This is a genomic window from Cupriavidus sp. PET2-C1 (genome assembly GCF_054515855.1).
On sequence record NZ_CM137259.1, the window covers coordinates 345,850 to 371,418 of the forward strand.

Below are 25,569 nucleotides of genomic sequence, written 5' to 3' on the forward strand. Positions count from 1 at the left end.
GGTAGCCGGCGCGTGCTCCAGCCCTGGAGCGTGCGCCAGTCGTCCCTTGCCGCGGAGAGATCCATGCAGACCAGCAACGTTCTAGTGATCGGAGGGGCCGGCTTTGTCGGCAGCCACCTGGTGGCCCGCCTGGCAGGTGTTGCCACCGCGTCGGCCACGCCGCTGGAGCCGGGCACCGTCGTGGAGCCGTCTCTGGACCCCGAACGCATCGTGGCCGCTACCCGCGACGCCGAGCATGCGCAGCACCTGCTGCTGTTGCCGCGCGTCGAGGTGATCGAGCTGGACGTGAGGAACGATGTTGCGCTGAACGCCGCCATTGGCACGCTGGGCACCGACGGCATCGTGGTGAACCTGGTCGGCATTCTTCATGGCGAACGCGCCGAGCCTTACGGCGCGGCCTTTGCCGCCGCCCACGTGGACCTCGTGCGGCGCGTTGTCGAGTCTTGCCGCAGCACTGGCGTGCGCAGGCTGTTGCACATGAGCGCGCTGGGCGCCGACAGCGCCGGCCCGTCGATGTACCTGCGCAGCAAGGGCGACGGCGAGCGCGTGGTGCGCGAGAGCGCGCTGGACTGGACCATCTTCCGTCCGTCCGTGATATTCGGCCCCGACGATCATTTCCTCAATCTGTTCGCCCAAATGCAGCAACTGGCGCCCGTAGTGCCGCTCGCCTGCGCGCAAGCCAGGTTCCAGCCGGTGTACGTGCAGGACGTGGCGCAGGCCATGGTCAACGCCATGGCGACGCGGGACACCATCGGCCGCGCCTACGACCTGGCGGGGCCGCAGGTCTACACGCTGGAGGAGCTGGTGCGTTTTGCGGGCCGCGCCAGCGGCCACCCGCGCCCGGTCCTGCATCTGCCCGACGCCCTGGCCCGCGTGCAGGCAGCCATCCTCGAACACATGCCGGGCGCGCCGGTGATGTCGCGCGACAACCTGGACTCCATGCGGCTCGACAATGTCATGCGCGGGCCGGTCGCGCCCGAGCTTGGGCTGGGCCAGCCGGTCGGGCTGGAGGTGGTGATGACCGATGTGCTGGCGGGCCGCGGTCACGAGAGCCAGATGCTGGGACTGCGGCGCAGCGGGTATCGTTGAGCGGCAGGCCGCCCGGCCCGGTTTTGCCCTTCGCATGTGACCAGGATTCACATCGCTGCGAGCGTAATTCGCTTGGAGGCGCTTGGCGCGGCTGGCTACAATGGTTCGTTCCCCGGCGTGCGTTTGCCGCCGCACGCTTCGCGCTGCGGGCTTGCCCCGGCCGTGCGCGCTCCCCCCACGTTTTCCTGCAAGGATATTGCGATGAAGCTTGTCATCGGCAACAAGAATTACTCTTCCTGGTCGTTGCGCCCCTGGCTGTTGATGCGCCAGGCTGGCATTGCGTTCGAGGAGGTCAAGGTGCGCTTGTTCGTGGCCGGGTTTGAGCAAGCGGTCGCGAAGCACTCGCCGACCGGCAAGGTACCGGTGCTGGTCGATGGCGATGTCTCGGTGTGGGACTCGCTGTCGATTGCCGAATACCTGGCCGAGTCCTTTCCCGAGAAGCAGCTCTGGCCGGCCGGCCGTGCCGAGCGTGCGCATGCGCGCTCGATCTGCGCGGAGATGCACTCGGGCTTCGGCAACCTGCGCAGCCAGCTGCCGATGAACGTCACCGCGGTGCTGCCCGGCATGGGCTGGAACGTAGCGGTGCAGCGCGATGTGGACCGTGTCGCCGCGATCTGGTCGGACCTGCGCGCGCGCCATGCGGCCACAGGCCCGTTCCTGTTCGGCGCATTCACCATTGCCGATGCATTTTTCGCGCCGGTGGTCAGCCGCTTTGCCACCTATGGCATCCATCTGCCGGAGGGCGCCAAGCAATATGCGGACTTTATCCTGGCGCTGCCGGCCATGCAGGCGTGGATCGCCGATGCCCGTGAAGAGCGCGATTTCCTCGCCTCCGACGAGCCTTACCGCCTCACCCCCGATCGCGCCGATGCGGTCGTGATCAACCATTGAGCTCGTCCATGCAGGTGTATGCCGTAGGCGGCGCCATTCGCGACGCCCTGCTTGGCTTGTCGAGCCAGGACCGCGACTACGTGGTGGTGGGCGCAACCCCGGCCGAGATGGAAGCCCAGGGCTATAAGCCGGTAGGCAAGGATTTCCCCGTATTCCTCCATCCCAGGACCCGGGAGGAGTACGCGCTGGCCCGCACCGAGCGCAAGACCGCGGCGGGCTACAAGGGCTTTTCCTTCTATTGCGCGCCGGACGTGACGCTGGAAGACGACCTGGTGCGGCGCGACCTCACCATCAACGCCATGGCGCAGGCGGTGGGCGACGACGGCGCGCTCACTGGCCCCGTGATCGACCCCTACGGCGGCCAGCGTGATCTCGCCGCACGGCAGTTTCGCCATGTGTCGGACGCCTTCGCCGAAGACCCGGTGCGGATCCTGCGCGTGGCGCGCTTCGCCGCGCGTTTCAATGATTTCACGGTAGCCCCCGAGACGCTGGTGCTGATGCGCCGGATGGTGGAAGCCGGCGAGGTCGACGCGCTGGTGGCCGAACGCGTCTGGCAGGAACTCGCGCGCGGCCTGATGGAGGCACGGCCCTCGCGCATGTTCGAGGTGCTGCGCGAATGCGGGGCGCTGGCGCGGCTGCTGCCCGAGCTGGACCGGCTATGGGGCGTGCCGCAGCGGGCCGACTACCACCCGGAGGTGGATACCGGCGTACACGTGATGATGGTCGTCGATACCACCGCCGCGATGCGCACCTCGCTGCCGGTGCGCTTTGCCGCGCTGATGCACGACCTGGGCAAGGGCACCACGCCCGAGGATGTGCTGCCGCGCCATATCGGGCACGAGCAGCGCAGCGTGGCATTGCTTGAAGCGGTTTGCAAGCGGTTGCGCGTGCCGACTGACTGCCGCGACCTGGCCGTGGTGGTGGCGCGCGAGCATGGCAATATCCATCGCGCCGAGGAGTTTGGCGCGGCTGCGCTGACGCGATTGCTGGAGCGGTGCGATGCGTTGCGCAAGCCGGCGCGGTTTGCCGAAGTGCTGCAGGCATGCGAGGCGGATGCGCGGGGACGGCTTGGGTTTGAGGCGCGGGAGTATCCGCAGACGGCGCGGTTGATGATGGCGCTGGAGGCGGCGGCTTCGGTGGACGCCGGGGCCGTGGCGAGGGAATGTGCTGGGGATCCTGGGGTGATCAAGGATCGGGTGCATGCTGCGCGGGTGGCGGCGGTGGCGGCTAGTTTGGGAGGGTAGGGGTTTGACTGCAACTGCAAATTCAGCTGCAACTGCTTAACTTCAACTTCAACTTCAACTTCAACCTCAACTGCAGTTTCACCTCCCCTGCGGGGCGGCGACCTACTTTCTTGGCTCGCCAAGAAAGTAGGCAAAGAAGCGACCCGGATGGGGCGACCCCCCCTCGTCGCCGGGCGAAAAGAGCGGCCGGAGGCCAAACTCGCATCGCCTTAAGGCGATACTCAAACATGGCCTCCTCGTTTCCGCTCTTTTCGCCCGACGACGAGGCGCCCCATAACGGGAGATGAAAACCCAGACGGCTCGCTTCGCATCGCGCGTGGGTGGTTGCCGCCTGGAGGCGGCAACCACGGCTACACCGAATCGAAATTTGATCCCTCTGTGGTAAGCCGTGTTTCCCGCCCCCAGGCGGGCAACACCCGTGCGCGACGCGAAGCGAGCCGTGAAGGTGTGCCAAGGCCGTATGGGGCGCCTCGGGATTCGACGAAAAGAGCGGAAAAGAGGGACCCATGTCTGAGTATCGCCTTAAGGCGATGCGAGTTTGGGTCCCGGCCGCTCTTTTCGTCGAATCCCGAGGGGTAGTCGCCCCATCCGGCGCGCCTTTTTTGCCTACTTTTTTGGCAAGACAAAAAAGTAGGTCGCCGCCCCGCAGGGGAGGTGAAACTGCAGTTGCCTTTGACCTTGAAGTTAAGCAGTTGAAGTTGATTTTGCAGTTGCAGCTGCAGTTGCAGTGTCCCCCCCCGTCCCCCCCTCTCCCCCTAAAACAACCTCCCAATCACCAACGCCACCATCGACAACAAAACCGTCGAAGCAAACGGCAACACAAACTCCCGCCCAAACAACCGAAACCGCAAATCCCCCGGCAACCGCCCCAGCCCCAGCTTCTGCAGCCAGGGCAGTGCCGCCGAAAGCACGATGACGGCCAGGAAGATGGTGAGGGTCCAGCGCAGCATGTTGGGGTGCCTAGGGGGAGGGTGAAATGCGCGGACTATAGCGCGTGGCTGCGATCGCCGCGTGCGAAGCTTGTCAGCGGCAGCGCCGCATCGAAGTCGCGGGTCAGCGCGATCACCTTGAACAGTTCGCCCATCTCGGCCTCGGACAGCAGCTTTTGCACCGCGTTGGCGGCGGGCAGGAAGTTGCGCGTGTCGTTGGGGTCCAGCGCCATCAGCAGCTCGGTGATGCCGGCATTCATCAGGAAGCGCGCCTGCGAGGCGAAGCCGGCTACAGTCAGCCCGGCATCGGCCGCGGCGTGGGCGATGCCGCTGAAGTTGACGTGGGCGGTGATGTCTTGCAGGCCGGGGTAGAGGAAGGGGTCCGGGTGGGCGTGATGGCGGTAGTGGCACATCAGCGTGCCGCCGACGCGCTGCGGATGGTAGTACTCGGCAGCGGGGAAACCATAATCGATCAGGAACACCGCACCCCGCGTGAGCATCGTGCCTACTGCGCGCATGAAGCCTTCGGCCTCGGCGTGGGTTTCGGTGACGATGTCGTGGTCGCCGGCCACGGCGTGCAGCGAGGCGGGCAGGGCGTCGGCCGCCACGGGACGGTCCGAGAAGCCGAAGGCTGCGTCGGATACGCCGGATGCGTCGGATGCGTCGGATGCGTCAGCATCGCCGTCCCGGCGGGCCACGCCGCGCTCCAGCCAGCGGCCGTGGCTGCGGGCGAACAGCCGCACCGGCATGGCGTCCAGCACTTCATTGCCGACCACGATCCCCTCGAAATGCTCGGGCAGCGTATCCAGCCAGGCGACGCGTGGGGCCAGATGCGGCGCGCGCGTGGCCAGCGTGGCCTGCTGGCGCGCGCGCAGCTCGCCGGAGAGCTCGACGATGGCGTAGCGCTCGGGCAACTGGCCTTCCTGCTCCAGGGCCAGCAGCAGGTCGGCGGCGAGCCGGCCGGTGCCGGCGCCGAATTCCAGGAGCTGCGACAGGCCCTGCGCCAGCAGCGGCGCGAACTGGCGCGCGAGTGTACGGGCGAAATACGGGCTGAGTTCGGGGGCGGTGATGAAGTCGCTGCCATCGCGCGCGTCGCGGCCGAACTTGGCGGCGCCGCCGCTGTAGTAGCCCAGCCCGGGCGCATATAGCGCAAGCGCCATATAGCGGTCGAAACCGAGCCAGCCGCCCGCGTCGTCGATAGCCTGGCCGATGTGCGCGCTCAGCGCGGCGGACGCCGACAGTGCGTCAGCGGGGGGAAGGGGTAAACTAGCGCCTTTGTGCATACCGCGATTGTAGCAATGCCAGCCTCCGAATCCCCTGACTCCACATCGCCTGCCGGCGCTACCGCCGCCGCAGCTTCCGCTACCCCCGCGCGCGGCATCGCGCTCGTCACTGGCGCCGCGCGCCGGCTCGGGCGTGTGATCGCGCTGGAACTGGCCCAGCGTGGCTGGGACGTGGCGGTGCACTGCCATCGCTCCGTGGCTGAGGCCGAGGCGCTGGCCGAACAGATCCGCGCCGGTGGCCAGCGTGCCGCCGTGCTGCAGGCCGACCTGGCCGACGAGGCGTCCACCGCCACGCTGATCAAGGCCTGCACCGATGCGCTGGGCGTGCCGACCTGCCTGGTCAACAATGCCTCGCTGTTCCAGTACGACGTGGCCACCAGCTTTTCCTATGCCTCGCTCGATACGCATATGCGCACCAATGTGGCCGCGCCGCTGCTGCTCGCGCGCGAAATGCACCGTGCCATGTCGGACACGCAGCGCGGCGTGGTCATCAACCTGCTCGACCAGAAGCTGGATAACCTGAATCCGGACTTCCTGTCGTACACGCTGTCCAAGGCGGCACTGCAGACGGCTACCGTGCAGCTGGCCCAGGCGCTGGGACCCAAGCTGCGCGTGGTGGGCGTGGCGCCCGGCATCACCATGGTCTCGGGCGACCAGTCCAGCCCGGGCTTCCGGCGCGCCCACCGCATGACGCCGCTGGGGCAGTCGTCCACGCCGGAAGACATCGCGCAGGCGGTGGCCTACCTGGCCGAGGCGCGCGCCGTGACCGGCACCACGCTTTACGTCGACGGCGGCCAGCACCTGATGCCGTTGGCGCGCGACGTGATGTTCCTGACCGAATGATCGAATAACGTATCCGGCGCGCGCGCCAAGTCCGCGCGCGCCTTCTTTCTCCTTTTTTCCTCTCCCCATCATGACCATGCTCGCCGCCCTCACACATCCCAGCCTGCAAGACTGCCGCCGCATGTTCTTGCGCAACTACGAAGTGCAGATCAATATCGGTGTGCACGAATTCGAGAAAAAGGGCGAACAGCGCGTGCTGATCAATATCGACCTGTTCGTGCCGCTGGCCCAGAGCACGCCCCAGGACGACAAGCTGCAGGAAGTGGTGGACTACGATTTCATGCGCAATACGGTCGCCGAGCGCATGGCGCAGGGCCACGTGCACCTGCAGGAAACCCTGTGCGACGACGTGGCGCGCGCCATGCTCAAGCACCCCAAGGTGCGCGCCGTGCGCGTATCGACCGAAAAGCCGGATGTGTACCCGGACTGCGATTCGGTCGGCGTCGAGGTGTTCCACATCAAGAGCGAGCCGGCTGGCCAGTAAGTGCGCCGCTCTGGCGGGCTGCCGGCGCGGGGTGGCGGCTCACGGTAAAATGCCGGGTTCTCCGGCCCCGGCAGCTTGCATGTGATGCAGCTGCCGCATTGCGCGCCGTTTTGCCCTTGCTTTGCCGTACCCATTCGTCCCTTCGCCCCATCGCCATGACCGCCACCACGCATTCCAAGAACTTCTTCCGCCTGGAGACCTATCTCCAGTCGCAGACGGGCCGCGCCATCGGCGATTTCAAGATGATCGAGGATGGCGACACGGTGCTGGTGTGCCTCTCCGGCGGCAAGGACTCGTACACCATGCTGTCGGTGCTGATGGCACTGCAAAAGCGCGCGCCGGTCAAGTTCAAGCTGATCGCGATGAACCTGGACCAGAAGCAGCCGGGCTTTCCCGCGCACATCCTGCCGGCTTACCTGAAATCGGTGGGGGTGGAGTATGTGATCGTCGACGCGGATACCTATTCCATCGTCAAGGAGAAGGTGCCCGAGGGCAAGACCACCTGCTCGCTGTGCTCGCGCCTGCGCCGCGGCGTGATCTACCGTACCGCGAAAGAACTCGGCGCCAACAAGATCGCGCTCGGCCACCATCGCGACGACATCATCCAGACCTTCTTCCTGAACCTGTTCTTCGGCGGCAAGATGAAGGCGATGCCGCCCAAGCTGGCCACCGACGACGGCCAGCACATCGTGATCCGCCCGCTGGCCTATTGCCCTGAAAAGGATATCGCCAGCTACGCGCGCGCAATGGAATACCCGATCATCCCGTGCAACCTGTGCGGCTCGCAGGAAAACCTGCAGCGCAAGAAGGTCAAGGAGATGGTGCTGGAGTGGGAGCGGACCAATCCGGGGCGCACCGACAATATCTTTGCCGCGCTGCGCAGCGTGGTGCCGTCGCATCTGGCCGATACCGATCTGTTCGATTTCAACGGGCTGGCAACCGGCCTGGCCAAGGTGGACGAGGCTTCGCTGTTCGGCGAGACTACCTTCTCCCAGCAGCCGCTGGTCTTCGCGGGCGGCATGGAAGAGAACAAGCTGGAATTTGTGCGCTTCGAGAAGTCCGCGCCCGCCAGCCCGGCGCAGCCTGCCGCCGAATAGGCCACGGGCCGGTCTCCCGGCCCCTGCCTCAGTTCTCAGCGCGCGTTGGCCGGGGCGCCGCCGCATTGGCGGAGCCATCGCGCATCAGCGCGTTCGCGTCATCGATCCATTTCTGGAAGCGATCCGCCGCGTGGGCCTTCTGCTCCGGTGTGGTCAGGTTGGCAATGGTGACGGTCAGCGCCAGCCCGGCCTCCTTGTTGGCGTCGTAACGGGCACCGCGCTCCCGCGTGGGCGGGTTCTGCCAGTGATCGCCATAGCGCCTTAGCATCTCCACGACCTGGGTCTTGGGTGGATGCTCAGCCTGTACCTGGCGCACCAGCGCGAGCCATTCCTGCTGGCGCTTGACGCGTTCCGCATAGCGCGCCTCGGCGCCTTGCACCACGGGCGCCATGGCGCGTCGGATCGTGGCCTCCTGATCGCTCGAAAAGCGCCCGTAGACCAGCCGCGCGTAGCCCATCACCTTGTCGAACCGGGCCTCCTCGCGGGCCTCCGGGTCGGGGCGCAGGTATTCCTTGCGGTATTTGGCGTTGGCGTCGGCGAATTTCTTCTCCATGCGGGTGATCTGCTCAGGGGTCAGCGTCAGCAGCAGGTCGGCCACGTCGGGTGTGGAGCGGTCGAAGGCAACGCGCGCCAGGCCCTGGGCGTCGTCCTGGATCTTGCCCACCGCGGCGGTGGAGACCGGCTGCTGTACCTCGCTCTTGGCCTGGCGCAGCAGGCCGGCGATCTCGGGCAACTGGTCCTTGCGATGCCAGGCGAAGAAGCGGGCGATGGCGTCGCGGGTTAGGGGTTCCTGGCTGGCGGAGACGTCGACGTAATTGTCGATCCACCAGTAGGCGAGCCGGTCGCCCTGCTGGTAGCCTAGCTTCAGGGCATTGCAGGCCGTCAGGGCGACCACGGCTGTGACCAGAAGGAGACACCGGACACGGTCCCCGCACAGGAAGGGATTGGCGGTCAAACGGCGCAAAACCCCCATGATAGAATCCTTTTCCGCGCGTTTTGGCAGCTGATCGTACCCGCGATTCCCAACCGTTGCTGGCTTTGCCACCGGTTTCGGGGTCCGGGCCAGGACCCTGGCCAGCGCTGCCGGCCCCCGGGCTTGCCGAGGGGGTGATTCATACTGTTTGCTGGACACACTCACTTAGGACCCTCCTTGTGAATATCGTCATTCTCGCTGCAGGAATGGGCAAGCGGATGAACTCCGCGCTGCCCAAGGTCCTGCATCCTCTCGCTGGCCGGCCGCTGCTTGCTCATGTGATTGAAACGGCACGAAAATTGTTGCCGACCCGGCTCGTGGTGGTGGTTGGGCATGGCGCCGACCGCGTGCGCGAGGCGGTTGGCGCGCCAGACGTTGCCTTCGCCCTGCAGGCCGAGCAGCTTGGCACCGGCCATGCCGTGGCGCAGGCGCTCCCGCTGCTCGACGACAGCCAGCCTACGCTGGTGCTGTACGGCGATGTGCCTCTGACCGAAGCCGCCACGCTGCAGCGCCTGGTGGCCGCGGCCGGCAGCGAGCGCTTCGGCATCCTGACGGTCGAGATGGAGGACCCCACCGGCTATGGCCGCATCGTGCGCGAGGCGGGCAAGATCGTGCGCATCGTTGAGCAAAAGGATGCCAGCGAGCCGCAGCGCGCCATCCGTGAAATCAACACCGGCATCATCCTGGCGCCTACCGGCCCCCTGCGCCGCTGGCTGTCCACGCTGCGCAACGACAACGCCCAGGGCGAGTATTACCTGACCGACGCCGTCGAGCGCGCGGTGGCGGACGGCATGGAAGTGGTTTCCGCGCAGCCCGATGCGCTGTGGGAAACGCTGGGCGTGAACAGCAAGGTGCAGCTCGCCGAGCTGGAGCGCATCCATCAGCGCAACCTGGCGCAGCGCCTGCTTGAAGCCGGCGTGACGCTGCTGGATCCGGCGCGCATCGATATCCGCGGCGAGCTTACCTGCGGGCGCGACGTCACCATCGACGTGAACTGCGTGTTCGAAGGCCGCGTGCACCTGGAAGACGGCGCCCATATCGGCGCCAACTGCGTGCTGCGCAACAGCACCGTGGGCGCCGGCGCGCGGGTGCAGCCGTTCTGCCATTTCGAGGATGCCAGCGTTGGCTCGGCCGGCCGCATCGGCCCGTACGCGCGCCTGCGTCCCGGCACGGTGCTGGGCGAGGATGTGCACATCGGCAACTTCGTCGAGGTCAAGAACAGCCAGATCGCCGCGCACAGCAAGGCCAACCACCTTGCCTACGTGGGCGACGCCACGGTCGGCTCGCGCGTCAACATCGGCGCGGGCACCATCACCTGCAACTACGATGGCGCGAACAAGTACCGCACCGTCATCGAGGACGATGTCTTTATCGGTTCCGACACGCAGCTGGTCGCGCCGGTGACCGTGCGCCGCGGTGCCACCATTGGCGCCGGCACCACGTTGACCAAGGATGCGGCGGCCGACAAGCTGACGCTGTCGCGCTCCAAGCAGATGACGCTCGACGCGTGGCAGCGCCCGCTCAAGCAAGCCAAGAAATAAATCCCGCCACCACCCGGCCGGGATACGGCCGGGCGGCAATGGCAACTCGCGGGAGACGGCAGCGCCGTCCTCGCGCCAATCATCCGGTGCGGCCGTGTCCGTGCTCTGTGGGAGAAGAATATGTGTGGCATCGTCGGCGCGGTTTCCTCGCGCAATATTGTTCCGGTCCTGATCGAAGGACTGCGTCGCCTCGAGTACCGTGGCTATGATTCCTGCGGCGTGGCGGTAGTGCGCGACAACGCGCTCGAGCGCGCACGCACGGTCTCGCGCGTGGCCGACCTGGACGAGCAGACCCGCGCGTCCGGCCTGGCCGGCATGACCGGCGTGGCGCATACGCGCTGGGCCACGCACGGCAAGCCCGACACCACCAACGCTCACCCGCATTTCTCGGGCGAGTCCATCGCGCTGGTGCACAACGGCATCATCGAGAACTACGAGCCGCTGCGCGAGGAGCTGCGCGCCGCCGGCTACGGTTTCGAGTCGCAGACCGACACCGAAGTGGTGGCCCACCTGATCCATCAGGTCTACACCTACCCGAGCAGCGCCACGCGCGGCGACCTGTTCGCCTCGGTGCGTGCCGTGACCAAGCGCCTGCACGGCGCCTACGCCATCGCCGTGTTCTCCAAGGACCATCCGGAACGCGTGGTCGGCGCCCGCGCCGGCTCGCCGCTGGTGGTGGCGCTGGGCGACAACGAATCCTTCCTGGCTTCCGACGCGCTGGCCGTGGCGGGTACCGCCAACCGCATCATCTACCTGGAAGAAGGCGACGTGGTGGAACTCACCCGCGAAGGCGCCACCATCCGCGACGTGCACGACCACCTGGTCGAGCGCGAAGTGCGCGTGGTCGAGACGCACGCCGCGGCGGTGGAGCTGGGCCCGTACCGCCACTTCATGCAGAAGGAAATCTTCGAGCAGCCGCGCGCGCTCGGCGATACGCTGGAAGGCATCGACGCCATTACGCCGGAACTGTTCGGCGAGACCGCCCAGAGCGTGTTCAGCGAGATCGACAGCGTGCTGATCCTGGCTTGCGGCACCAGCTATTACTCGGGCTGCACCGCCAAGTACTGGCTCGAATCCGTGGCCAAGATCCCGACCCAGGTCGAGGTGGCCAGCGAGTACCGCTACCGCGAAACCGTGCCCAACCCGCGCGCGCTGGTGGTGGTGATCTCGCAGTCTGGCGAGACCGCCGATACCATGGCTGCACTGCGCCACGCCAAGTCGCTGGGCCACACGCATACCCTGGCTGTGTGCAACGTGTCCACCAGCGCCATGGTGCGCGAGACCACGCTGCGCTTCCTGACGCGTGCCGGCACCGAGATCGGCGTCGCGTCGACCAAGGCCTTCACCACCCAGCTCGCCGCGCTGTACATGCTGACCCTGGCGCTGGCCAAGGTACGCGGCAGGCTCACGGCCGAGGCGGAAGCCGCCGCGCTGACCAACCTGCGCCACCTGCCCGTGGCCCTGCACGGCGTGCTGGCGCTGGAGCCGCAGATCATCTCCTGGTCCGAGGACTTTGCCCGCCGCGAGAATGCGCTGTTCCTGGGCCGTGGCCTGCATTACCCGATCGCCCTGGAAGGCGCGCTCAAGCTCAAGGAAATCTCGTACATCCACGCCGAAGCCTATCCGGCCGGCGAGCTCAAGCACGGCCCGCTGGCGCTGGTGACCGAGGCCATGCCGGTGGTCACGGTGGCGCCCAACGACGCGCTGCTGGAGAAGCTCAAGTCCAACATCCAGGAAGTGCGTGCCCGCGGCGGCCGTCTCTATGTGTTCGCCGACAGCGACACCCATATCCATTCCACCGAAGGCATCCAGGTGATCCGCCTGCCCGAGCACTACGGCGACCTGTCGCCGATCCTGCACGTGGTGCCGCTGCAACTGCTGGCCTACCATACCGCCTGCGCGCGCGGCACCGACGTGGACAAGCCGCGTAACCTGGCCAAGTCGGTCACGGTGGAGTAACGCAAGCGATAGCTGCAAGCCGCGCCGCACGGTATGGCCAGGAACGTCTGGCCGGCCGTGCGGCATGGCCGGCATGGGTAAGCGCGTATGCATGCCAGTTGCCGGTGGTGGGCGCGCGGCCAGGCGGCCGGTTCCGCGCCAATGCTGGTTTCAGCATGGCCTTTTGGCTCGCTGCCCGCTATCGGTGAGTTGCCTACTTCGCTATCGGCTAACGCCGCCGGTTCGCCTCGTCCGTTTGGCTGACTTGAATAATCCCGGCCAATAGCCAAAAATCCCGCACGGCTGTGTTCTTGCCGAAGGCGTGCCCGGCACCGGGCCTCCTGCAGATCCAGATCACCAGATCACCAGATCGGCGGGAAGAAGACAAAACGATAAAAAGATAAAAGACAAATACGATAATGCGGACCAGGTGCTCTAGGAGTCCCGCCGCACACCTTGCCTCGGGAATGACTGAAGATTGGCTTGCCGGGCGGCTCCTCAGCCACCCAGAATGGCTGGCGTGTCCAGTTGGCGGCGTCACGCGCCTGCAGCCTCGCCACTCTCGCCACTCTCGCAATTCTCGCCATTCTTGCTGTTCCAGCATCCCGGCAGCGGGCGGTCACGGTCATGCGCCACGCGGTACCGCAGGATCGGTCCTGTGATCCGGCAACCTGGTTTTGCCGCATGAGCGCCGCCAACCCGCCCTGGCACCATGGCGCTGGCGTCATGCTGGCCCGCCGCCTGCATGTGGCCGCTCTCATCGGCATGCTGGCCTGGCTGCTGATGGCGCGGGCCTGGGCCTCCGATGCCGGCCCGCTGCCCCTGCAAGACCCCGACGTGTCCTGGTTGCGCGATCCGGGCGGGCGGCTCGCGATCGCGCAGGTTGCCGCGCGTGCCGATGGATTCCAGCCATTGCGCGGTGGCCTGAACGAGGGTTTTACCCATGACGTGGTCTGGCTCAAGGTGGTGCTGTCCGCGGCGGCCCAGGGTGGCGAGCGCTGGCTGGAGATCTGGCCGGGGGCGCTTGACGATGTGCGCCTGTACCAGGCAACAGCGAACGGCGCCTGGGTGGAGCGCCGCAGCGGCAACGCGCCGCCCTTCGACGCCCGCGACGGCTCCGGTGGGCGTGATCGCAACCTGGCCTTCCGGCTTGCGCAGCCGCAGTTGGGCGATGTGCTCTACCTGCGCATCCGGACCACCGGCACCATGGCGGTGGCGTTGCGGCTGTGGCATGGGTCGGCGCTGCGCGCGGCAAGCGCGGCCGCCAATATCGGCTATGGCATGCACCTGGGTTTCATGGCCACGGCGGTGCTCTTCTACCTGGCCGGCTGGCTGCTGACCCGGCGCGCGCTCTACGCGGCTTTTTCCTTGCTGGTGGCCGTGGCTACCCTGCGCTGGTTTGCCGCTGACGGACTGGCCAGCCAGTTTCTCTTTCCGCACGATGCTACCGTGCCGCTATTGGCCGCCAAGGCCCTGGTGGGGCTTCAATGGGCGTGCGCCAGCCTGTTCGTGATCTGCCTGCTGCCGTTGCGCGAGCGCGCGCCGCGCCTGCTGCGCTATCACCAGGGCCTCATGCTGACGGGCCTGGTGGTCGCCTTGTCGTCATCGAGCGATCACTACGGTACCGCGGTTTCCGTGCTCTATACCGGGGTGTTGCTGGGGCAATTGCTCTCGATTCCGGTCTATCTTTACCTGTGGCGCACCGGAGGGGCTTCCGGACGGCTGGTCGCGGCTTCACTATCGCTGTACTGCCTCATCGTCCTGCCTGGCTGCCTTGGCGCGTTCGGCCTGTTGCCGCTGAGCCCCATCACCACGCAAAACGTACGCCTGCTCGACCTGGCGCTGATGCTGGCGCTGCACCTGACCATTGTGGTGCGCGTGCGCGAAGCCGAAAACGAGCGCAAACGGGAGCGGCAGCAGGCCCGCGAGGCGATGGCGTCTTCCCTGCGCGAGCGGCGTGCGTTCGAGGAGCAAAGCCGTTTGCTCGCGATGATGACGCATGAGGTCCGCACGCCGGTGGCAGTGATCGATGCCGCGGCCTATAGCCTGCGCCTGCTCGATGACATCGGCGGCGACCGCGCGCAGCGCGAGAGCCGCTACCAGAGCATCCAGCTGGCCGTTCGGCGGCTGAAGCTCCTGATGGAGCTGGCCGAGGCGCGCGAGCGGCTGGTGCCCGGCGAACAGCAGCTCGACTCCGCGCCGTTTGGCTTCGCCGAACTCAGCCGGGACGTGCTCGCGTCGCTCGAGCCGCAAGCGGCGGCCCGGGTATCCCTGGAGGCCGGGGCCGGGTTGCCCCAGCTCGATGGCGATGTCCGCCTGCTGCACTTCGCCTTGCTCAACCTGCTCGACAACGCGCTCAAATACGCGTACCCGGCGAGCCGCATCCTGATCGACATCGCCGCTGGCATGCGCGAGGGTGTGCGCGGCGTGGCCTGGCGCATTCGGGACCAGGGGCCCGGCGTGCCCTTGGGCAAGGAAGACGTGATCTTCGAGAAATTCCACCGGCTCGGCGAGATTGCCGACCAGCCCGGCCTAGGGCTGGGCCTGCCGCTGGCGCGCAAGATCATGGAGCTGCATGGCGGGACCCTGCGCTGCGATCCGGACTGGCGCGAGGGGGCCTGCTTCGTGGCGTGGCTGCCGGAGGCCGCATGACTGTCGCCGCCGTGCTTGCCGCCCTCGCTGCTTCCGATGCCGCCCCGACCGGGATGCCCAAAGGGGTTCCCATCGCGCTGGTCGAGGACAACGAGCGCCTGCGCACGGAGCTGGCCTTTCACTTGACCCACGCCGGCTATGCCGTCGCGAGCCTGGCCAATGCAGCGGCGCTGGACGCGCACCTGGCCAGCCAGCCGTGCCGGCTGCTGATACTGGACCTGGGCCTTCCGGATGAGGACGGGTTGTCGATCTGCGAGCGCCTGCGCCGGACCCGGCCCGACTTGGGCATCGTCATGCTGACCGCGCGCGGCATGGCCCACCACCGGCTCGCCGGGCTGCGCGGCGGCGCCGATGGCTATCTCGTCAAGCCGGCGTGCACGGAAGAGCTGCTGCTGGTGATCGCCAACCTGCTGCGCCGCCTCGGCCCCGCGACGCCTGACCTTCCTTTGCCGCCGCTGGCCGGTGCGCCCGCGCCAGCCTGGTGCCTCGATGCGCGCCGTCTCATGGCCATCACGCCGGATGGCAACCCGCTCCTGCTCACGCGCATGGAAGGCCAGCTGCTGCAGGCCTTGCGGCGCAGCGCGCCCGATCCCGCCGGCCGCCGCCAATTGGTGGAAGCGCTGGGCGGCAACTACCTTGACTTCGACGAGCACCGGCTAGAGGTCGCCATCAGCCGGCTGCGCGGAAAGCTCTCGCAGGCTTGGCCGCATGGCCCGGCGATCCGCACGGTGCGTGGCGTCGGCTACCTGCTGGCGCAGCGCTGGCAGGACCAGGCTGAGGGATAGCGCCGGCCGGCGAGCGTTTTTGAGCTTCTGCGTGCTTGTGCGTCTTTGTGAGTATTTGTGAGCTTTGCCGGCGCGGATTTTTGTATCCTCACCCCCCGTCAGGGGGCTGGCTTAAGGGAATCGTCCGCCGCTCGGGACGCCTTGATGCCCGCCGTACCTGGCAAGAAGAAAAAGCAGAAGAAGCAAAGGAAGCAAAAGAAGCGTGGAGCAAGAATGAGGCAGAGCGAGCTATTGGGAAGAGTGGCCAACGGGGCGGTCCTGCGCATTGCTCGCGATCCCTGGGGCAGGCTCTTGCCAAGCGTCGTGCTGGTGGAACCTGGCGCGCAAGGCAACGACGAGGTCGTTCACCGCTGGCAGATCCGCAAGATGATGGATTCAGGCTTACTGCAGTACGACGGCAGTACGGCCGAGGACTCCAGCATGTATGTCCCGACCTCTGCCGGGCTTGCCATTGGCAATGCGTGGAATCGCGCGAAGGCGAGAGCCGGGGCAGCCGGGCCGCTTGCCGCCGGCCCGGCGCAGGGCTCGGACTAGATCAGTCCTGGCTCGCCACGCAGTTCCTGCCTGCGGCCCTGGCCTGGTAAAGGGCCTTGTCATCGTCCAGGGGGCGTAATGCCGGTGACCAGCACCGCGCCTACCGGAGCTCGGCAGACCTGAGGAAGCTCGCCGAGATCTCCTGCGTCAGCAGGCTGATGGCTTCCATCTCTCCATCGGACAGCCCGCCCGTGCAGGCTGTCGGGCCCCAGTCTCCGCAGATCATGGCGACGCAGCGATTCTTGATCATCACGGGCGCCAGCAGGATGGAGCGGGCATCGGGCATCTGTTCCCGATACCAGCGGGGCACGCGGTGCGCCACCTCTTTGTCAAAGGAGTCCTCGAACAGCAGCGGCTTGTTGCCGATGGCGGCGAAGTGAAAGATATCGGGGACGAAGCCTTCTTCGAAGGACAGGGCTTCCATCTTCTCGCGCATGCCCTCGCCAAATCCAACCCGTGCGCCAAAACGCTTCGCCATGGGGTTGAGCAGCATGAGGAAGCAATGCGAGAAGTTCAGCGCCTGCATGGCCGATTCGAGCACCAGCGGCGCCAGCTCGGAGACCGGCAGCTCGCCGCCCTCGCGCTGTACTTCCTGCAGGCTTTGCCGAAGGCGCTTGAGGGCATCCTTCGGCTTGCCGGCATTCAGGGCGGGGGTCGCCTCGGCCGTCCCGGGTGACTCCGCATTGGTCATGGAGACATTGAGTGCCAGGGCCTGCAGGACCGCGCCTTCCACCGCACCTGCTTGCAGGCCAAGTGCCTCGGCGTGATCCAGCAGCAAGGCCTGGACCTCTTCCCGCGGCGCATCCCTTGCCACCAGCGTGGCGGCCCGGGAGGAGATGTTGGCAATCGCGCCCAGCCAGCCGGCGTGGGATTCCAGCACCGAATCCGCGTCGAAGCGCTGGCAGAGCATCGATGTTGCGATCAGGCTGGGCAGCCTCCATTTGATCGCCGCCGCTGCCGCGATGTCTTCGAGGGTGACGCCCAGCACTTGCTGGCACGCTTCGCTTTCCTTGGCGGAGTCGCCCTTGCATATGGCCTGGACCTGTTCCCACTCCTCGGCAAAGTAGAAGACCAGAAGCAGGCGGCTCATGTGGTGCATCAACGTGCAGACCACGGCTTCTTCCGCCTGCCTGATGCCTTGGGCGTTGCTGAGCGCGCGCGTGAACTCGCCGGCGATCAGGGCCTGCTTCAGTTCAGTGGAAGCCTGCGGCCGGTTGATGGCCACCCCGGAGAAATAGTCCAGCAACTGGACCCCGAGCGTGAGGTGGCTGATCGCTTCGACCCCCAGGACCAGGATGGCGCGCGACACCGTCGTGACTTCGCCCCCGAACGAGCGATACATGGCGGAGTTGGCCAGGCGTATGACCTTCTGCGACAAGCTGAAATCGGAGAGCACGCCGGCGGCCATCTCGCCGACGCTGGTGTCGCTGTTGAGCGTCTTGAAAACGTTGTCGATGCAGAACTGCAGCGTGGGGAAATCCCCTTGCTGCGCCATGCGGCTCCATAGCGTCTCGAAGAACGTATTGCTTGAATGGTTTGACATGGCGGCGTCTACTTCGAGAACACTTGGGCATTGCCAAGCTGCAGCGTGCCGGCTTGCGCCAGGTCCACGAACTGGGCCGGGCTCATTGCCTTTGCATAGCGCCAGCCCTGCACCAGCTCACAGCCTTGCTCGGCCAGCAACTGGCTTTGCTCGTCCGACTCCACGCCTTCGGCGATGGCCACCAGCCCGAGTTCCCGCGCGAGCGACAACACGGCAAACACGATGGTCCGCGCATGCGGGGAGTCCATCATGTCGGCCACGAAGCTCTGGTCGATCTTCAGCGCCGAGAGCGGGAAGCGGCGCAGGTAGGACAAGCTCGAGTACCCCGTGCCGAAGTCGTCGACCGCGAACCGCACGCCCAGTTCGCGCAACTCCGTCAGCAAGTCTTGCGCCGCCTCGGGGTCGGTCATCAGCGCGCCTTCCGTGATCTCCAGGACCAGGCGGTGCGAGCTGACGCCGGCATCCCTGATGGCCCGCCTGACGCTGTCCGCGAAGCCGGGGTGCCTGAACTGGACCGGAGAGACATTGACCGATATGTATCCCACGTCCAGCCCGAGCGCATCCCAGCTTGCCAGTTGCGCGCAGGCGCAACGCAGCGCCCACGCCCCGAGATGGTTGATGAGGCCGTTATGCTCCGCAACCGGGATAAACACGCCCGGCGGCACGGACCCCGTCGGGTGTTGCCACCGCATCAGCGCCTCGACCGCGCAGACCTTGCCGGTGCCGGGCCACACGATCGGCTGGTAGTGGAGCAGGAACTCGCCGTTCTGGACGGCCTCGAACATGTTCTGTTCGATCCGGAACTGCTCGTCCAGCCGATGCTCCAGCTCCGGCGTGTAGACGCAGTATCGATTCTTGCCCTGCGCCTTGGCGTCATACATGGCCAGGTCCGCACGCTTGAGCAACTGCGACTCGGACTGTTGGGCCAGCGTGCCGAAGGTGAGCCCCAGGCTGGTGGTGACGCGGATCTGGCAGCCGGCCAGGTGAAAAGGCTGCCTGCAGACATGGATCACCTTCTCCACGATGCCGATGGCGGCCGCTTCCGACGCGATCCCGTCGAGCAGCAGCACGAACTCATCGCCGCCCAGCCGCGCGACCATGTCCGTCGGGCGAACCGCCCCGCGCAGCCGCACGCTGACTTGCTTGAGCAAGGCGTCGCCAAATTCATGGCCGAGCGAGTCGTTGACCTTCTTGAACCCGTCGAGGTCCATCAGGGCAAGCGCAAATGGCGCCTTTCCCGTGCCATCTTCGGCAAAGTACCCGGCAATGCGTTCGCGCACCATGGCGCGGTTGCCTACGCCGGTGAGCGGATCGCGAAAGGACGCCTCGATGAGCCGCGCTTCGTTGTCGACCCAGTTGGTCACGTCGTAGCCAAACAGCAGCAAGCTCGGGTTGCCGTCTTCGTCGGCGTGGCGGCACACGCGCAGGTCCAGCCAGCGGCTTTCGCCGACGCCGCCGGAGAAGCGGATGCGGCCGGTCTTGCAAGGCGCTTCCTGCTCGCAGGCACGCAGCAGCTCGGCGAGCTGCTCGCGCTGCTCGAACGAGACGACATCCAGGATCGAGGATTTAAGAAGGTATTCCCGGGGATAGGCAAGCAACTGCGCCGAGGCTTCGGTTGCCAGGATGATGTTGCCCGCGACATCGATCTGCAGGGCGAGCGCGCCCGAAGCCTCGAGCAATGCCCAGGCATCCCGCGCCGATACCCCGGCGGATAGCAGTGGGTTCCGGTCGGAGGATGGCCATTCACGGGGCTCGTCCGCTAGAACTGCGTCATACGTAAACGACGTCATGGAACTCTGGTTGAAACTCGGGCCGAATTGAGCGTCTGGTGATCTAGCGCCGCCAGCGCTGCCGTGCCTGGCTGTCTCGCGCATTAAAGTGATTTTAGATGCATGTAACCCATGCTGCGCATGCCAGTTTAACGCTTAACCGCGACATGCGATCACCCGAATGCGTTGCCTGGCAAGAGATTGTGGCGCCGTTGCACAGTGGGGTCTGATGCATCGATGGCCAAAGCGTGGCCGCCCCGAAATTGCCGGGTACGCGCCGCCCCGCGAACGTCCGCGGACTGCTGCCTTTAGAATGCGGTACAACCCATTCGGAGACCGCGCATGCTGTGGAAATCACCTCCCTCCCTGAAAGAACTCCAGGCCCGCCACAAGGACACCGCCGTCGAGCAACTGGGCATCGAGTTCACCGAGATTGGCGAGGCTTCGCTCAGTGCACGCATGCCGGTGGACCGCCGCACCGTGCAGCCGTATGGCATCCTGCACGGTGGGGCCTCGGTGCTGCTGGCAGAGACGCTGGGCAGTTGCGCCGCCAGCCTGTGCCTGGATAGCGAGACCCAATATTGTGTCGGGCTCGACATCAATGCCAACCATGTGCGCGCGGCGCGCACGGGCTTTGTCACCGGCACCGCCACGCCGGTGCATATCGGCCGCAGCACCCATGTGTGGGCCATCGAGATCCGCAACGAAGAAGGCAAGATGGTCTGCGTCTCCCGGATCACCATGTCCATTCTTTCGCGCTGAACACCCCGGCCTTCGGCAAGCGTGCGGGCGCCGCTGTGCGTCCCGTGCAGAGATTTTCATTTCCGGCTAAACTGCGCCCCGCACTGTAAGCGGGCGCCAAAGCGTGGCGTCCCGGCAGCGGCGGGGTGGCAGAGTGGTTATGCGACGGTCTGCAAAGCCGTACACGGCGGTTCAATTCCGTTCCCCCGCCTCCAGTATTGCGGTCATGGCCAGGGCGATCGCGCCATGCAGCCGGACGCCGCGATGCTTCGCGCTCCTTGCCATTTCCCTTTGTTCTTTCCCTTTTCCGCCAGGCTATTTTGCCTCGGCCCCGCCTTATTCATTCGGTGGATAAGGCGCCGCTTATGCCGTTTTCCCCGCTGGAACAAGTCGCGCGAATCATGTAGTGTGAAGTCAGCGCAGTCCATCCATGACAACCTCCGCCATCGTGCGTGGCGGGGAGACAATTGCAATGACAAGAGATCTGCGTATCCGCGCCGCACAACCGGCCGATTGGCCGGCAATCGCGGAAGTCCTTGAAGCATGTGGCCTCGCCAGCGACGATCTCGATCCCTCGCTGGCGTTGTTCCATATTGCGGTGCTCGACGGCGGCATTGTCGGTTGCGCCGGCGCCGAAGGCTATGGTGACACGGTGGTCGTGCGCTCGGTGGCGGTGTTGCCGCCTTATCGCGATCGCGGCATCGCCTCCCATATGGTTTCCGCCCTGCTCATGCGCGCCCGCGCCAACGGCTGCACGCGCGCCGTGTTGCTGAGCGCCAGTTGCCCCAGCTACTTTGCCCGCTACGGCTTCTCGCTGATCTCGGCGGATCGCCTGCCGCCGGAAGTGCGCGCGTCGCGCGAGTTCCGGCAGCAAGAAGGCGCGCTGCCGCTATGCATGTGTTGCGAGCTGAAATGATCTACCCGACGTGCCGATGACCGTGACGAACCCGACGAACCCGACGAAGCAAACTGACCCGATCCAGCCGGCAAGCGCTGTCCCCTTCGATTACCTGGTCTATATCGGCCGTTTCGAGCCCTTCCACAACGGTCACTTCGCCATGCTGCGCCAGGCGCTGGCGCAGGCCAGCACGGTGATCGTGGTGCTGGGTTCCGCCGGCGGCGCCCGCACCGTCAAGAATCCGTTTTCCGCGGACGAGCGCCGCCAGATGATCGAGGGCGCTGTCGCGGCATGGGACGCCGCGCGCGTTGCCGACCTGCGCTTTGTGGTGGTGCGCGACTACTACGAAAGCGCGCGCTGGGCAGCGGCGGTGCGCGCCGTGGCGGGCGCGGCGATCGAGGCTTGCGCGCAAGGCACGCCGCGCGTTGGCCTGTTCGGGCATTTCAAGGATGCCTCTTCGGGCTACCTGAATGACTTCCCCGGCTGGGAACTGGTGCCGCAGCCAAGCTTCGGGCAGCTCAACGCCGCCGACGTGCGCCGGCAATGGTTCGAGCAGCAGGGCGGCCTGGAGGGGCTGCAGAGCGTGCTGCCGCAGCCGGTGGCCGCGTTCCTGCGCGAGTTCGCCGGGCGCGAAGCGTTTGCGACCTTGCTGGCCGAGTACCGCTTCCTGCAGGACCACAGCCGCCGCTGGGCCGCCGCGCCGTATCCGCCGGTCTTCGTGACCGTGGATGCGGTGGTGCGCTGCTGCGGTCAGGTGCTGCTGATCCGCCGCGGTGGACAGCCCGGCCGCGGCGCCTGGGCGCTGCCCGGCGGTTTCCTGGACCAGCACGAGCGCGTGGCCGACGCGGTGCTGCGCGAACTCGACGAGGAGACGCGCTTCGGGCTGCCCAAGGCTGCGTTGCAGCAATCCTTGCGTGACCAGGCGTTGTTCGATCATCCCGAGCGCAGCCAGCGCGGGCGCACGCTGACCCACGCTTTCTTCTTCGACCTGCCGCTCGATGCGCTGCCGCCCGTGGCCGCCGCCGATGACGCGGCCGCGGTGCGCTGGGTGCCGCAACAGGAGCTGCTGGCGCTGGAAGGGCAGATGTTCGAGGATCACCTGCTGATCCTCGATCGCTTCCTGCACCTGTTCGACGGCGAGGCGCAGCCGGCGGGCTGAGCGGATCGCCGCTAGGTTCAGTGCCCGCCCAGATTTTCATAGGCCGCGTGCTGCGGCTGCATGCGCGCGACGAGCTGATCGATACGCAGGCCTGGCGCGTGCGGCTGCAGAACTACTTTCCGGTGGGACGATTCGGGGCCAGCTTCTACGTCACCACGCGGGATCGGTTCTCGATGGAGAAAGAGGCGGGCGTGGTGACGGCGACCACCGCGGTGGACGAGATGTGAGCCGGCTGCTTTAGCAATAAGGATGAATGGCTGTGCATAAGACGTCAGATGAAGACTACTTCGAGTCAAGCGATGGTTCGATAAGGATCTGGATCGAGCAAGATTCGTCCATCCAGATCAAGGCGGTTGCGAGACACGATGACCCCGTGGAGCTCTCGGCGGAGGAGGCTATTGCGTTGGCAACCGTGCTTCAAGCGTTTGCGCGGCGGATCTAGTCCGATCGCCGGCCCATCGCATGCGCCGTCATGATCGCGGGTCATATCATCCATGCGGCCGTATGGGTGATTGGCAGCATGCTGACACAAGCCTCTGCTATCTTTAGAGGCCGTTTCAAAAAGATTCTGGCGTCGTTGCGCGGCCTTGGCCGTACCAGTTGTACTGTCTGCGGCCGCGCGCCTAGCCAGAACCGCTTCGCTTCATTTTGAAACGGCCTCTTAGGCGCCCAGCCCGCGCTGGCCACCATTCCCACATCGGCTCCCATGCAAGCTACGACCACCACGCCAGACACTGCCGCCCCGGCCGCCATCACCTTGCGCCAGGCATTCTGGTACTGGCTCAAGCTGGGCTTCATCAGCTTTGGCGGCCCGGCGGGGCAGATCGCCATCATGCACGAGGACCTGGTCGAGCGGCGCCGCTGGATCTCCGAGAGCCGTTTCCTGCACGCGCTTAACTACTGCATGGTGCTGCCCGGGCCGGAGGCGCAGCAGCTGGCAACGTACATCGGCTGGCTGATGCACCGCACCTGGGGCGGGGTGATCGCGGGCGGGCTGTTCGTGCTGCCGTCGTTGCTGATCCTGATGCTGCTGTCGTGGATCTACATGCGCTTTGGCGAGGTGCCGGCGGTGGCGGGGGTGCTGTACGGCATCAAGCCGGCGGTGACGGCCATCGTGATGTCGGCGGCGTGGCGCATCGGCTCCCGGGCGCTGAAGAACAGCTGGCTGTGGGCGATCGCGGCGGCATCGTTCGTCGCCATCTTCGCGCTGGAACTACCGTTCCCGGTCATCGTGCTGGTCGCGGCCTTGATCGGCTACGCGGGCGGCCGGCTTGCGCCTGCGCGCTTTGCCAGCGGGGGCGGGCACAGCGCTGGCAAGGCCGGCTTTGGCCCCGCGCTGCTGGACGACCACACACCCACGCCGCCGCATGCGATCTTTACCTGGAAGCACTTCGGGCTGGTGCTGGCGGTGTTCCTCGCGATCTGGGGGCTGGCGCTGGGCGCGCTGGCCTGGCGCTACGGCTGGCAGGGCACGCTCACGCAAATGGGCTGGTTCTTCACCAAGGCCGCGCTGATGACCTTTGGCGGTGCCTATGCGGTGCTGCCCTATGTCAACCAGGGCGCGGTGGCGCACTACCACTGGCTCAGCGCGCCGCAGATGATCGACGGCCTGGCGCTGGGCGAAACCACGCCCGGCCCGCTCATCATGGTGGTGGCCTTCGTCGGCTTCGTCGGCGGCTGGACGCAGGCTGTGTTCGGCGCCGATGCGGTGGTGGCGTCGGCCGTGGCGGCGGCGACGGTGGTGACCTTCTTCACCTTCCTGCCGTCGTTCCTGTTCATCCTGCTAGGCGGGCCGTTCGTCGAGAGCACGCACGGCAACCTGAAGTTCACCGCCCCGCTGACCGCCATCACGGCGGCGGTGGTTGGCGTGATCGTCAACCTGGCGGTGTTCTTTGCCTATCACGTGCTGTGGCCCGCCGGGCTGCAAGGGCGCTTCGAGTGGCCCTGCGCGCTGATCGGACTGGCCGCGGCGGTGGCGTTGTTCCGCTTCAAGGCCGGGGTGATCCCGGTCATCCTCGCTTGCGGCGCCGCCGGGCTGGCGCTGGTGTTCCTGCGCGGCACGGCCTGAACGGCTACCAGCCACTATAGGGCGCGCCCGCCATGCGGTGGGCCGCGAAGTGTTCCGCCAAAAAATCCACGAACGCGCGCACCTTGGCCGTGAGGTGGTCGCGCGTAAGGAATACGGCGAACACATCGGCTGGCGGCGTTTCCCAGTCGGGCAGCACCTGGCGCAGCCGCCCGGAGCGGAGCATCGGCGCCACCTCCCATTCCGAGCGCATCAAGATGCCGTGGCCCTGCAAGGCCCAGCCGAGGGCCACTTCGCCATCGTTGGTGCTGGCCGGCCCGCGCACCTTCACGGTTTCCTGGCGGCTGGCCGAGCGCAGGTGCCAGGTGCCGTAGGTGGCGTCGCTCTCCCGGATCACAATGCAGCGGTGCTGCTGCAGCTCGCGCGGCGACGCCGGCTCGCCGTGGCTGGCCAGGTAGCGCGGCGCGGCGCATAGCAGGCGGCGGTTGTGCGCGATGGGCCGGGCGGCGAGGCGCGCATCGGGCAAATCGCCCACGCGGATGCCCACGTCGAAGCCCGCCTCGGCCAGGTTCAGCGGCCGGTCCGTGAGTTCCAGCTGCACCTCAACCTCCGGGCAGGCCAGCAGGAAGGCGCCCACCGCCGGCGCCACGTGGCGCCTGCCGAAGCCCAGCGTGGCATTGACCCGCAGCAGCCCGCGCGGCGCCACCCGGCTGCCGCCAAGCCCTTGCTCCAGTTCCTCCAGCTCGGCCAGGATGCGCGCGCCCTGCGCCAGGTAAGCCTCGCCCTCCTGCGTCACGCTCAGCCGGCGCGTGGTGCGGTTGAGCAGGCGCACGCCCAGGCGCGTCTCCAGCGCCGTCAGCCGCTTGCTGGCGGCCGACGGCGTGATGCCGAACTGCTGGGCCGCGCTGGCCAGGCTGCCGCGCTTGACCAGGGTGACGAAGAAGGCGAGGTCGGAGAAGTTGTCCACGATGCGATCCGAGGCCTGATTGGTGGTTATTAGTGATTATTAGTGAATTAGGCGACTGAATGAAAGTCTATGGATGAAATTATAGCGGTGGGTTCAATGGTTAAACTGGCATCTCAAATCTGAATAAGCGCGGCGGCGCCGGGGGCGTTCCCTTGCAGCCAGCCTGCCACCCAGGAGACCCCA

The 25,569-nt window shown here is 66.5% G+C and carries 21 protein-coding genes, 1 tRNA gene and 1 pseudogene; 17 read left to right on the forward strand and 6 right to left on the reverse strand.

What is annotated here, in order from left to right:
- The first annotated feature begins 63 nt into the window (after window positions 1-63).
- The 3 genes from ACX12D_RS01585 to ACX12D_RS01595 all read left to right on the forward strand — a co-directional run bounded on the left by ACX12D_RS01585 (window position 64) and on the right by ACX12D_RS01595 (window position 3,224).
- Entirely contained in the window at window positions 64-1,089 is a 1,026-nt protein-coding gene (locus tag ACX12D_RS01585) for a complex I NDUFA9 subunit family protein (protein WP_459372680.1), read from the forward strand.
- A gap of 201 nt (window positions 1,090-1,290) precedes the next feature.
- Window positions 1,291-1,980 carry a glutathione S-transferase family protein gene (locus ACX12D_RS01590; protein ID WP_459372682.1) on the forward strand — a complete coding sequence of 230 codons (690 nt, stop codon included), beginning with the start codon at window positions 1,291-1,293 and terminating at the stop codon, window positions 1,978-1,980.
- Window positions 1,981-1,988: 8 nt separating this feature from the next.
- On the forward strand, window positions 1,989-3,224 hold the full coding sequence (locus ACX12D_RS01595) for a multifunctional CCA addition/repair protein (protein ID WP_459372683.1): 1,236 nt from the start codon (window positions 1,989-1,991) through the stop codon (window positions 3,222-3,224).
- Window positions 3,225-3,979: 755 nt separating this feature from the next.
- Here the strand turns inward: ACX12D_RS01595 and ACX12D_RS01600 are convergent.
- Window positions 3,980-4,174 (reverse strand): DUF2905 domain-containing protein, encoded by a 195-nt coding sequence (locus ACX12D_RS01600; protein ID WP_459372684.1) that lies wholly within the window; start codon window positions 4,172-4,174, stop codon window positions 3,980-3,982.
- Between the two features lie 35 nt (window positions 4,175-4,209).
- Window positions 4,210-5,436 (reverse strand): class I SAM-dependent methyltransferase, encoded by a 1,227-nt coding sequence (locus ACX12D_RS01605; protein WP_459372685.1) that lies wholly within the window; start codon window positions 5,434-5,436, stop codon window positions 4,210-4,212.
- A 15-nt stretch (window positions 5,437-5,451) separates the two neighbouring features.
- Between ACX12D_RS01605 and ACX12D_RS01610 the strand changes: the two genes are divergently transcribed.
- The 3 genes from ACX12D_RS01610 to ttcA all read left to right on the forward strand — a co-directional run bounded on the left by ACX12D_RS01610 (window position 5,452) and on the right by ttcA (window position 7,860).
- On the forward strand, window positions 5,452-6,279 hold the full coding sequence (locus ACX12D_RS01610; protein ID WP_459372686.1) for an SDR family oxidoreductase: 828 nt from the start codon (window positions 5,452-5,454) through the stop codon (window positions 6,277-6,279).
- A gap of 70 nt (window positions 6,280-6,349) precedes the next feature.
- The gene (locus tag ACX12D_RS01615; protein WP_459372687.1) at window positions 6,350-6,763 is read left to right on the forward strand and encodes a dihydroneopterin aldolase; all 414 of its coding nucleotides are present in this window, start codon (window positions 6,350-6,352) and stop codon (window positions 6,761-6,763) included.
- Between the two features lie 155 nt (window positions 6,764-6,918).
- Window positions 6,919-7,860, forward strand: coding sequence for a tRNA 2-thiocytidine(32) synthetase TtcA (gene ttcA, locus ACX12D_RS01620; RefSeq protein ID WP_150992013.1), 942 nt, complete (start codon window positions 6,919-6,921; stop codon window positions 7,858-7,860).
- A 28-nt stretch (window positions 7,861-7,888) separates the two neighbouring features.
- Here ttcA and ACX12D_RS01625 read toward each other — a convergent pair whose 3' ends face one another.
- Complete coding sequence (locus tag ACX12D_RS01625) at window positions 7,889-8,755, reverse strand: DUF6279 family lipoprotein (protein WP_459372689.1); 867 nt, start codon at window positions 8,753-8,755, stop codon at window positions 7,889-7,891.
- Between the two features lie 257 nt (window positions 8,756-9,012).
- On the opposite strand from ACX12D_RS01625, the gene glmU reads away from it, so the two are divergent.
- The 5 genes from glmU (at window position 9,013) to ACX12D_RS01650 (ending at window position 16,283) form a co-directional block, all read left to right on the forward strand.
- The gene (gene glmU / locus ACX12D_RS01630) at window positions 9,013-10,374 is read left to right on the forward strand and encodes a bifunctional UDP-N-acetylglucosamine diphosphorylase/glucosamine-1-phosphate N-acetyltransferase GlmU (protein ID WP_459372690.1); all 1,362 of its coding nucleotides are present in this window, start codon (window positions 9,013-9,015) and stop codon (window positions 10,372-10,374) included.
- A gap of 120 nt (window positions 10,375-10,494) precedes the next feature.
- Entirely contained in the window at window positions 10,495-12,333 is a 1,839-nt protein-coding gene (gene glmS, locus ACX12D_RS01635) for a glutamine--fructose-6-phosphate transaminase (isomerizing) (protein WP_459372691.1), read from the forward strand.
- A 663-nt stretch (window positions 12,334-12,996) separates the two neighbouring features.
- The gene (locus tag ACX12D_RS01640; RefSeq protein WP_459372692.1) at window positions 12,997-14,964 is read left to right on the forward strand and encodes a sensor histidine kinase; all 1,968 of its coding nucleotides are present in this window, start codon (window positions 12,997-12,999) and stop codon (window positions 14,962-14,964) included.
- A complete protein-coding gene (locus tag ACX12D_RS01645; protein ID WP_459372693.1) occupies window positions 14,961-15,749 on the forward strand; it encodes a response regulator transcription factor in 789 nt (262 codons plus the stop codon). The genes ACX12D_RS01640 and ACX12D_RS01645 overlap by 4 nt, the downstream gene beginning before the upstream one ends.
- Before the next feature lie 144 nt (window positions 15,750-15,893).
- Window positions 15,894-16,283, forward strand: a complete 390-nt coding sequence (locus ACX12D_RS01650) for a hypothetical protein (RefSeq protein ID WP_459372694.1) — start codon at window positions 15,894-15,896, stop codon at window positions 16,281-16,283.
- Between the two features lie 100 nt (window positions 16,284-16,383).
- Here the strand turns inward: ACX12D_RS01650 and ACX12D_RS01655 are convergent, their stop codons facing one another.
- On the reverse strand, window positions 16,384-17,826 hold the full coding sequence (locus tag ACX12D_RS01655) for an HDOD domain-containing protein (RefSeq protein ID WP_459372695.1): 1,443 nt from the start codon (window positions 17,824-17,826) through the stop codon (window positions 16,384-16,386).
- 8 nt (window positions 17,827-17,834) lie between these two features.
- Window positions 17,835-19,616: a putative bifunctional diguanylate cyclase/phosphodiesterase gene (locus ACX12D_RS01660; RefSeq protein ID WP_459372697.1), complete on the reverse strand. Its 1,782-nt coding sequence runs from the start codon at window positions 19,614-19,616 to the stop codon at window positions 17,835-17,837.
- A gap of 321 nt (window positions 19,617-19,937) precedes the next feature.
- On the opposite strand from ACX12D_RS01660, the gene ACX12D_RS01665 reads away from it, so the two are divergent.
- The 6 genes and pseudogenes from ACX12D_RS01665 (at window position 19,938) to chrA (ending at window position 24,461) form a co-directional block, all read left to right on the forward strand.
- Window positions 19,938-20,357 (forward strand): hotdog fold thioesterase, encoded by a 420-nt coding sequence (locus ACX12D_RS01665; protein WP_459372698.1) that lies wholly within the window; start codon window positions 19,938-19,940, stop codon window positions 20,355-20,357.
- Window positions 20,358-20,476: 119 nt separating this feature from the next.
- Window positions 20,477-20,551, forward strand: a tRNA-Cys gene (locus tag ACX12D_RS01670).
- A gap of 257 nt (window positions 20,552-20,808) precedes the next feature.
- A complete protein-coding gene (locus ACX12D_RS01675; protein ID WP_459372699.1) occupies window positions 20,809-21,252 on the forward strand; it encodes a GNAT family N-acetyltransferase in 444 nt (147 codons plus the stop codon).
- 22 nt (window positions 21,253-21,274) lie between these two features.
- Window positions 21,275-22,393 carry a bifunctional nicotinamide-nucleotide adenylyltransferase/Nudix hydroxylase gene (locus ACX12D_RS01680; protein WP_459372700.1) on the forward strand — a complete coding sequence of 373 codons (1,119 nt, stop codon included), beginning with the start codon at window positions 21,275-21,277 and terminating at the stop codon, window positions 22,391-22,393.
- Window positions 22,394-22,425: 32 nt separating this feature from the next.
- Window positions 22,426-22,620: pseudogene (locus tag ACX12D_RS01685) on the forward strand (flavin reductase family protein); the annotation flags it as partial.
- A 479-nt stretch (window positions 22,621-23,099) separates the two neighbouring features.
- Window positions 23,100-24,461, forward strand: a complete 1,362-nt coding sequence (gene chrA / locus ACX12D_RS01690; protein ID WP_459372701.1) for a chromate efflux transporter — start codon at window positions 23,100-23,102, stop codon at window positions 24,459-24,461.
- 4 nt (window positions 24,462-24,465) lie between these two features.
- On the opposite strand, the gene ACX12D_RS01695 is transcribed toward chrA, so the two are convergent.
- On the reverse strand, window positions 24,466-25,386 hold the full coding sequence (locus ACX12D_RS01695; protein ID WP_043343209.1) for a LysR family transcriptional regulator: 921 nt from the start codon (window positions 25,384-25,386) through the stop codon (window positions 24,466-24,468).
- Window positions 25,387-25,569 lie beyond the last annotated feature (183 nt).

Coding starts and splice junctions, on each gene's coding strand:
- ACX12D_RS01675 (WP_459372699.1), top strand. CDS start 20,809: ATGACAAGAGATCTGCGTATCCGCGCCGCACAACCGGCCGATTGGCCG.
- ACX12D_RS01645 (WP_459372693.1), top strand. CDS start 14,961: ATGACTGTCGCCGCCGTGCTTGCCGCCCTCGCTGCTTCCGATGCCGCC.
- ACX12D_RS01665 (WP_459372698.1), top strand. CDS start 19,938: ATGCTGTGGAAATCACCTCCCTCCCTGAAAGAACTCCAGGCCCGCCAC.
- ACX12D_RS01585 (WP_459372680.1), top strand. CDS start 64: ATGCAGACCAGCAACGTTCTAGTGATCGGAGGGGCCGGCTTTGTCGGC.
- ACX12D_RS01640 (WP_459372692.1), top strand. CDS start 12,997: ATGAGCGCCGCCAACCCGCCCTGGCACCATGGCGCTGGCGTCATGCTG.
- ACX12D_RS01605 (WP_459372685.1), bottom strand. CDS start 5,436: ATGCACAAAGGCGCTAGTTTACCCCTTCCCCCCGCTGACGCACTGTCG.
- ACX12D_RS01595 (WP_459372683.1), top strand. CDS start 1,989: ATGCAGGTGTATGCCGTAGGCGGCGCCATTCGCGACGCCCTGCTTGGC.
- ACX12D_RS01650 (WP_459372694.1), top strand. CDS start 15,894: ATGCCCGCCGTACCTGGCAAGAAGAAAAAGCAGAAGAAGCAAAGGAAG.
- ACX12D_RS01660 (WP_459372697.1), bottom strand. CDS start 19,616: ATGACGTCGTTTACGTATGACGCAGTTCTAGCGGACGAGCCCCGTGAA.
- ACX12D_RS01590 (WP_459372682.1), top strand. CDS start 1,291: ATGAAGCTTGTCATCGGCAACAAGAATTACTCTTCCTGGTCGTTGCGC.
- ACX12D_RS01600 (WP_459372684.1), bottom strand. CDS start 4,174: ATGCTGCGCTGGACCCTCACCATCTTCCTGGCCGTCATCGTGCTTTCG.
- glmS (WP_459372691.1), top strand. CDS start 10,495: ATGTGTGGCATCGTCGGCGCGGTTTCCTCGCGCAATATTGTTCCGGTC.
- ACX12D_RS01655 (WP_459372695.1), bottom strand. CDS start 17,826: ATGTCAAACCATTCAAGCAATACGTTCTTCGAGACGCTATGGAGCCGC.
- ACX12D_RS01615 (WP_459372687.1), top strand. CDS start 6,350: ATGACCATGCTCGCCGCCCTCACACATCCCAGCCTGCAAGACTGCCGC.
- ttcA (WP_150992013.1), top strand. CDS start 6,919: ATGACCGCCACCACGCATTCCAAGAACTTCTTCCGCCTGGAGACCTAT.
- ACX12D_RS01610 (WP_459372686.1), top strand. CDS start 5,452: ATGCCAGCCTCCGAATCCCCTGACTCCACATCGCCTGCCGGCGCTACC.
- chrA (WP_459372701.1), top strand. CDS start 23,100: ATGCAAGCTACGACCACCACGCCAGACACTGCCGCCCCGGCCGCCATC.